General features: G+C 64.7%; 8 protein-coding genes. All 8 read left to right on the forward strand.

What is annotated here, in order from left to right; translation table 11 throughout:
* Nucleotides 1-1,429, forward strand: a 1,429-nt coding sequence (locus tag ABZD10_RS12100; protein ID WP_372886804.1) for a CoA-acylating methylmalonate-semialdehyde dehydrogenase, incomplete at its 5' end; no start/stop codon positions are given.
* Between the two features lie 79 nt (nucleotides 1,430-1,508).
* Nucleotides 1,509-1,925 carry a hypothetical protein gene (locus ABZD10_RS12105; protein ID WP_372886806.1) on the forward strand — a complete coding sequence of 139 codons (417 nt, stop codon included), beginning with the start codon at nucleotides 1,509-1,511 and terminating at the stop codon, nucleotides 1,923-1,925.
* A gap of 96 nt (nucleotides 1,926-2,021) precedes the next feature.
* Nucleotides 2,022-2,441 carry a hypothetical protein gene (locus ABZD10_RS12110; protein ID WP_372886808.1) on the forward strand — a complete coding sequence of 140 codons (420 nt, stop codon included), beginning with the start codon at nucleotides 2,022-2,024 and terminating at the stop codon, nucleotides 2,439-2,441.
* Between the two features lie 82 nt (nucleotides 2,442-2,523).
* On the forward strand, nucleotides 2,524-3,657 hold the full coding sequence (locus ABZD10_RS12115; protein WP_372886810.1) for a carboxylate-amine ligase: 1,134 nt from the start codon (nucleotides 2,524-2,526) through the stop codon (nucleotides 3,655-3,657).
* A 97-nt stretch (nucleotides 3,658-3,754) separates the two neighbouring features.
* On the forward strand, nucleotides 3,755-4,900 hold the full coding sequence (locus ABZD10_RS12120) for an acyl-CoA dehydrogenase family protein (protein WP_372886811.1): 1,146 nt from the start codon (nucleotides 3,755-3,757) through the stop codon (nucleotides 4,898-4,900).
* A 14-nt stretch (nucleotides 4,901-4,914) separates the two neighbouring features.
* On the forward strand, nucleotides 4,915-5,961 hold the full coding sequence (locus ABZD10_RS12125) for an enoyl-CoA hydratase/isomerase family protein (protein ID WP_372886813.1): 1,047 nt from the start codon (nucleotides 4,915-4,917) through the stop codon (nucleotides 5,959-5,961).
* Entirely contained in the window at nucleotides 5,958-6,830 is an 873-nt protein-coding gene (mmsB, locus tag ABZD10_RS12130; protein ID WP_372886814.1) for a 3-hydroxyisobutyrate dehydrogenase, read from the forward strand. Before ABZD10_RS12125 ends, mmsB begins: the two co-directional genes overlap by 4 nt.
* The coding region (locus ABZD10_RS12135) for a Crp/Fnr family transcriptional regulator (RefSeq protein WP_372886816.1) at nucleotides 6,831-7,330 on the forward strand (500 nt) is incomplete at its 3' end.

Genomic DNA, 7,330 nt, shown 5'->3' on the forward strand with positions numbered 1-7,330 from the left:
CAACCCCGCCACCGGCGAGGTTCAGGCCAAGGTGCCGCTGGCCAGCGTCGCGGAAATGGCGATGGCCGTCGATGTCGCCGCCGATGCGCAGCCGGGCTGGGCCTCGGTCAACCCGCAGCGTCGTGCCCGCGTGCTGATGAAATTCGTCGACCTTCTGAACCGCGACATGGACAAGCTGGCCGAGGCCCTCAGCCGCGAGCACGGCAAGACCTTCCCCGATGCCAAGGGCGACGTGCAGCGTGGTCTGGAAGTGGTGGAATACTGCATCGGCGCGCCGCAGATGCTGAAGGGCGAGTTCACCGACAGCGCCGGCCCCGGCATCGACATCTACTCGATGCGCCAGGCGCTGGGCGTCACCGCCGGCATCACCCCGTTCAACTTCCCCGCCATGATCCCGATGTGGATGTTCGCGCCCGCCATCGCCTGCGGCAACGCCTTCATCCTGAAGCCGTCGGAACGTGACCCCTCGGTGCCGCTGATGCTGGCCGAGCTGCTGGAAGAAGCCGGCCTGCCCAAGGGCATCCTGCAGGTGGTGAACGGCGACAAGGAAGCGGTGGACGCGATCCTTTACGACCCGATCATCCAGTCGGTGGGCTTCGTCGGTTCGACCCCGATCGCCGAATACATCTATGGCACCGGCTGTGCACAGGGCAAGCGCGTCCAGTGCTTTGGCGGCGCCAAGAACCACATGATCATCATGCCCGATGCCGACATGGATCAGGCCGCCGACGCGCTGGTCGGTGCCGGCTATGGCGCGGCGGGCGAACGCTGCATGGCGATCTCGGTCGCGGTGCCGGTGGGCGAAGAGACCGCCGACCGCCTGCGCGACAAGCTGATCCCGCGTATCGAGAAACTCAAAGTCGGCCCCTATACCGCCGGCGATGACGTCGACTACGGCCCGGTGGTGACCGCCGCGGCCAAGGCCAACATCCTGCGTCTGGTGGAAACCGGCGTCGAACAGGGCGCGACCCTTGTCGTCGACGGCCGCGATTTCAACCTGCAAGGCTATGAAGACGGCTTCTTCGTCGGCCCGCACCTCTTCGACAACGTGACCACCGACATGGACATCTACAAGCAGGAGATCTTCGGCCCGGTGCTGTCGATGGTGCGTGCAAAGACCTATGAAGAGGCGATCGGCCATGCCATCGACCACGAATACGGCAACGGCACCGCGATCTACACCCGCGACGGCGACACGGCGCGCGATTTCGCCAACCGGATCAACATCGGCATGGTCGGCATCAACGTGCCGATCCCGGTGCCGCTGGCCTATCACACCTTTGGCGGCTGGAAGAAATCGGCCTTCGGCGATCTCAACCAGCACGGTCCCGACGCCTTCAAGTTCTACACCCGCACCAAGACCATCACCTCGCGCTGGCCGTCGGGCATCAAGGAAGGCGGCGAGTTCAACTTCAAAGCCATGGATTGATCCGCAGGTGCGAATCTGAAACTCTTGAGGGCGGCCTTTCGGGCCGCCCTTGCAATTTTTCCCCTCCGATGGTGCCTAGATGCCGGTGTCTTTTCGCATTCTGAAACAAAAGGGGCTGGTCTATGTCCGCTATGAAGGCGTCGCCCGGCTGGAAGAGACGATGCAGGCCTTTGCCGACTATGCCCGCCACCCCGATTGCGCGCCGGGCCAGAGGCAGTTCGTCGACCTGACAGCGCTCGAGGGTATCGAGATGGACTTTCCCAAGCTGATGGAAACCCAGGCGCAGAAAGCCGGCACTTTCGTCAACGGCGCGGCCGAAACCCTGATCGTCTATCTGGCGCCGACCCCGCTGAGCCAGAGTCTGGCCCAGACCATCGTCCGTTCGTGGGAACCCTTCCCGGCGGTCGTGCCGGTGGTTCTCGGAGAAGAACGCGAGGCCCTGTCGGTTCTTGGTCTGCGTGAAAACAGCATCGAAAAGCTGCTGGCCGCCGCATAGCGGCAATATTGCCGATTGACGCGGTCCCTGTCGCGGCGACAATGGCACGCCCGGGGACAGTGCCCCTCTGCCAATCGCGACCACGGGAAAGACCGCATGCCACTCAGCTACCGCATCTATCCGCAGCATAATCTCGTCTATGTGCATTGCACCGGCCGCGTCACCGTCGACGAAACCCTGGCCGCCTTTGCCAGCTATGCGGCGCATCGCGATTGCGCGCCGGGGCAGGCCCAGCTTGTCGATCTGACAGAGGTCACCGATTACGAACGCGACTTTACCCGCATCATGGCGTTGCAGGCGCATCAAAGCGATGTCTTCCTCGCCTCTGGAAGTCACCCCTTCCTGATCTTCGTCGCGCCGACCGCCCTGAGCCGCACCATGGCGATGGCGGCGGTGCGCTCGTGGCAGGATCTCGGCGCGGTGGTGCCTCTGGTGCTGTCGCGGCTGTCCGAGGCGCTCGAGGTTCTGTCGGTCAAGGCCCTCACCGCCGACGGCATCCACGAAAGCGTTCGCTAGCCGGGCAGCCGCGCCCGGGCGATGTGCTTGAAATGCCGCCGGAATGCTGCTCAACTCGGCGCAGCATATCGGGAGGGCGCACATGTCGTTGCAGGACCGCGAATTCACCATCGGCATCGAGGAGGAATATCTTCTCGTCGACCGGGACAGCCTTGATCTGGCGCCCGCCCCCGAGGGGCTGATGGAGGCCTGCAAGGCCGAGCTCGAAGGTCAGGTCAGCCCCGAGTTTCTCAACTGCCAGATCGAGATCGGCACCGGCGTCTGCGCCGACATCGGCGCCGCGCGCGAAGACCTGAAGCGCCTGCGCTCGACCGTCGCCCGGGTCGCTGCCGGCTACAACCTCGCCCCGATCGCCGCCTCGTGCCACCCGTTTTCCGACTGGCGCAACCAGCACCACACCAACAAGGAACGCTACAACAGCCTGCGCGACGATCTCGCCGGTGTGGTGCGGCGCATGCTGATCTGCGGCATGCACGTGCATGTCGGCATTGAGAGCCCCGACCGCCGTGTCGACATCATGAACCAGCTGCGCTATTTCCTGCCGCATATCCTGGCGCTCAGCTGTTCCTCGCCCTTCTGGCAGGGTGAGGATACCGGGCTAAGCTGTTATCGCCTAACGGTTTTCGACAATCTTCCCCGCACCGGCCTGCCGCCCCAGATGGACAGTTGGTCGGCCTTCGAACGCTCGGTGGCGGCGATGACCGATGTCGGCGTGATCGAGGATGCCTCGAAGATCTGGTGGGATCTGCGCCCCTCGTCGCGCTTTCCGACGCTGGAAAGCCGGATCTGCGATGTCACGCCGCGGCTCGAACACACGCTGACGCTGGCGGCGCTGATCCAGGCGCTGTGCCGGATGCTGTGGCGCCTGTCGACCAACAACCAGCGCTGGCGCCTTTATGACCGTTTCCTGATCGAGGAAAACCGCTGGCGGGCACAGCGCTATGGCCTGTCCTGCGGGCTGATCGACTGGGGCAAGCGCCAGATCGTGCCCTTCGATCAGCTGCTCGAGGAAATGATCGACCTTTTGGCCGAGGATGGCGAGGCGCTGTCCTCGCTGCGCGAGATCGAGAACGCCCGCAACATCCTTGCCGGCGGCAATTCCTCGGACCGCCAGCGGGCGGTCTACAGCGACGCGATCCAGGCCGATTATACCCCGCGGGACGCCCTGCGCGCCGTGGTCCGCCACCTGACCGAGGAATTCCACGCAGATCTGTAAATCCGCAAATCGGTTTTGCGAAATTTCGGCACTGACATACTGGTGCAAGAATTGTATAATTTAACACCTGTTCAATTGTGTTGCTGGGAGGCATTTCATGGACTTTGCATTGAGCGAAGAGCAAACCCTGATCTTTGACATGGCCCGCGGTTTCGGCGAGGAGCATATCGCGCCGAACGCCCGAAAATGGGAGGCCGAAGGCAACATCCCGAAAGACCTCTGGCCGCAATTGGCCGAGCTGGGCTTCGGCGGGCTCTATGTCTCCGAGGAATACGGTGGTTCGGGCCTCAGCCGGCTCGACGCGACGCTGGTCTTCGAGGCGCTGGCCATGTCCTGCCCCGCGGTCGGCTCTTTCCTGTCGATCCACAACATGTGCGGCGGCATGATCGACAAGTTCGGCAGCGACGAGACCAAGGCCAAATGGCTGCCGGCGCTGTGCAGCATGGAAAAGGTGTTCTCCTACTGCCTGACCGAGCCGGGCTCGGGCTCGGATGCGGCCGCGCTGCGCACCCGCGCCGAAAAAACCAATGAAGGCTACCGGATGAACGGCACCAAGGCCTTCATCTCGGGCGGCAATTATTCCGACGTCTATGTCACCATGTGCCGCACCGGCGAGGACGGCCCCAAGGGCATTTCGACGCTGATCGTCGAAAACGGCACCCCGGGGCTGGGCTTTGGCGCCAATGAGATCAAGATGGGCTGGAAGGCGCAGCCGACCAGCGAAGTGCAGTTCGACGACTGTCTGGTGCCGCTCGACAACCTGATGGGCGAAGAGGGCAAGGGTTTCGCCTATGCCATGGCCGGTCTCGACGGCGGCCGGCTGAACATTTCCGCCGGGGCGCTCGGCGGCGCTCAGAACGCGCTTGACCTGACGGTGCAATACATGTCCGAGCGCAAGGCTTTCGGCAAGCCGATCAACCAGTTCCAGGCGTTGCAGTTCCGCCTTGCCGAATATGAAACCAAGCTGCAGGCGGCGCGCACCTTCCTGCGTCAGGCGGCCTGGAAACTCGACACCGGCGCCCATGACGCCACCAAGTTCTGCGCCATGGCCAAGCTGATGGTCACCGATGTCGCCTTCGAGGTCGCCAACGGCTGCCTGCAACTGCATGGCGGCTACGGCTATCTGGCCGATTACGGCATCGAGAAGATCGTCCGCGATCTGCGCGTTCACCAGATCCTCGAGGGCACCAATGAAATCATGCGCCTGATCGTCTCGCGCCAGCTGATCGCCGACGCAGCATGAAGGACAGGGCCCCGATGAGCGACATCAATATCCGCAAGACCGGCAAGGCCGGGCGCATCACCTTCACCCGCCCCAAGGCGCTGAACGCGATGAGCTACGACATGTGCCGGGCCATCGAAGAGGCGCTGGACCTCTGGGCCGAGGATGACGAGGTGAAGATGATCGTCATCGACGCCGAGGGCGACAAGGCCTTCTGCGCCGGCGGCGACATTGCCGAGCTATATGATACCGGTCTGGCCAAAGATTATGCATATGGTCAATCATTCTGGGCTGATGAATACAGAATGAATGCCAAGATGTTCGAATTCTGCAAGCCCGTGGCCAGCTTCATGCAGGGGTTCACCATGGGCGGCGGGGTCGGAGTCGGCTGTCACGGCAGCCACCGCGTGGTCGGCGACAGCAGCCAGATCGCGATGCCGGAATGCGGTATCGGACTGGTGCCGGATGTGGGCGGATCCTACATTCTGGCGCGGGCGCCGGGACGGCTGGGCGAATACCTCGGTCTCACCGCCTCGCGGCTGGGCGCGGGCGATGCCATCCATGCCGGCTTTGCCGATTACTACATCCCCGAGGCCGCGTGGCCGGCGCTGATCGCGGCGCTGGAAGAGACCGGCGACTGGCAGCTTATCGACGCCGCCGCCCAGCCGGCGCCCACCGGGCCGCTGGCGGCGCTGGCGCCGGAGATTGACGCGGCTTTTGATGGCGAGTCACTGCAGGACGTGCTCAACACGCTCGCCGCCACCGACAGCGATTTCGCCCGCGAGACGCTGAAGAAACTGTCGCGCAATTCGCCTCTGGCCATGGGCTGCACGCTCGAGATCATCCATCGCGGGCGCGGTTTCAGCGACCTGCGGCCGGCGCTGGGGCTGGAATACCGCTTTACCTACCGCGCCATGGAACACGGCGATTTCATCGAGGGCATCCGCGCGCAGATCATCGACAAGGACCGCAACCCGAAATGGAAACATGCTCTGGACGCCCTGCCCGCCGTGGCGGTCAGCCAGATGCTGCTTCCGCTGGGCGACGCGGCGCTGACATTTGAAAAAGGAGAACAGCCATGAAGATCGGATTCATCGGACTTGGCAACATGGGCGGCCCGATGGCGGCCAATCTCGCCAAGGCGGGGCATGAGGTGGTCGGCTTCGACATGGCCGATGTCGCCATCGAGGGCGTCAGCAACGCCGCCTCGGGCGCCGAAGCGGCCAAGGGCGCCGATGTGGTCATCACCATGCTGCCCAATGGCGCCATCCTGCGCGCCGTGGCCGACGAGATCATCCCGGCGATGGGCGCCGGCGCCGCTTTCGTCGACTGTTCGACCGTCGATGTCGACAGCGCCCGCGCGGTGGCCGAACAGGCGGTGGCCGCCGGTCTGCTGGCGGTCGATGCGCCGGTTTCGGGCGGCGTTGGCGGCGCGGCGGCGGGCACCTTGACCTTCATGGCCGGCGGCACGCCCGAGGCCTTTGCCAAGGCCGAACCGCTGTTCGAGATCATGGGCCAGAAAGCTGTGCATTGCGGCGCTTCGGGCGCCGGTCAGGCGGCCAAGATCTGCAACAACATGATCCTGGGCGTGACCATGATCGCCACCTGCGAGGCCTTTGCGCTGGCCGACAAGCTGGGGCTGGACCGGCAGAAGATGTTCGACGTGGTTTCGACCTCGTCCGGCTACAGCTGGACCATGAACGCCTATTGCCCGGCGCCGGGCGTGGGCCCGCAATCGCCGGCCGACAACGACTATCGGCCCGGTTTTGCCGCCGAGCTGATGCTGAAAGACCTGCGCCTGTCGCAGCAGGCCGCCGAAAGCGCCGATGCCGACACGCCGATGGGCGAGCTGGCGCGCGACCTCTACGCCCGTTTCGTCGACGAGGAAAACGGCCTCGGGATGGACTTCTCGGCCATGCTGCCACGGTTCTCGGCCCGTTCGCGCGGCTAGATGGGCTGGACCTCCGGCGCCCCTGCCCTTGACGGGCTGACTGCGCAGGACCGGGCGCGGCTGGACCGGCTCGCGCCCATGACCCTGCCCGAGGGCGCCCGGCTGTTCCAGCCCGGCGACCCGGTGCAGGGCTATGCCATCGTGCTTTCCGGACGGGTCGATGTGCGGCTCAGCACCGCCTCGGGGCGCGAGATCCTGCTCTATTCGGTGGTGCCGGGGCAATCCTGCATCCAGTCGACGCTGGGGCTGATGGGCGGCGACCAACGCTACAGCGCCGAGGCCAGCACCACCGGCCCGACGCGGCTGGTGCTGCTGCCGCGGGCGCTGTTCGATTCGCTTCTGGCCGAATCCGACGGCTTTCGCGCCGTGGTGTTCAGCGCTTTCGGCGCCCGCATGAAGTCGATGATGGCGCTGCTGGAGAAACTCGCCTTCCAGACCGTCGAATGCCGGCTCGCCGAATACCTGCTGCGCCAGTCGCCCACCCCCAGCGCCCCCGTGGC

Source organism: Shimia sp. (genome assembly GCF_041624275.1).
Lineage (GTDB): Bacteria > Pseudomonadota > Alphaproteobacteria > Rhodobacterales > Rhodobacteraceae > Shimia.

Excerpts from the sequence above, each read along its gene's own strand:
- ABZD10_RS12120 (WP_372886811.1), top strand. The coding sequence starts at position 3,755 with ATGGACTTTGCATTGAGCGAAGAGCAAACCCTGATCTTTGACATGGCC.
- ABZD10_RS12125 (WP_372886813.1), top strand. The coding sequence starts at position 4,915 with ATGAGCGACATCAATATCCGCAAGACCGGCAAGGCCGGGCGCATCACC.
- mmsB (WP_372886814.1), top strand. The coding sequence starts at position 5,958 with ATGAAGATCGGATTCATCGGACTTGGCAACATGGGCGGCCCGATGGCG.
- ABZD10_RS12110 (WP_372886808.1), top strand. The coding sequence starts at position 2,022 with ATGCCACTCAGCTACCGCATCTATCCGCAGCATAATCTCGTCTATGTG.
- ABZD10_RS12115 (WP_372886810.1), top strand. The coding sequence starts at position 2,524 with ATGTCGTTGCAGGACCGCGAATTCACCATCGGCATCGAGGAGGAATAT.
- ABZD10_RS12105 (WP_372886806.1), top strand. The coding sequence starts at position 1,509 with ATGCCGGTGTCTTTTCGCATTCTGAAACAAAAGGGGCTGGTCTATGTC.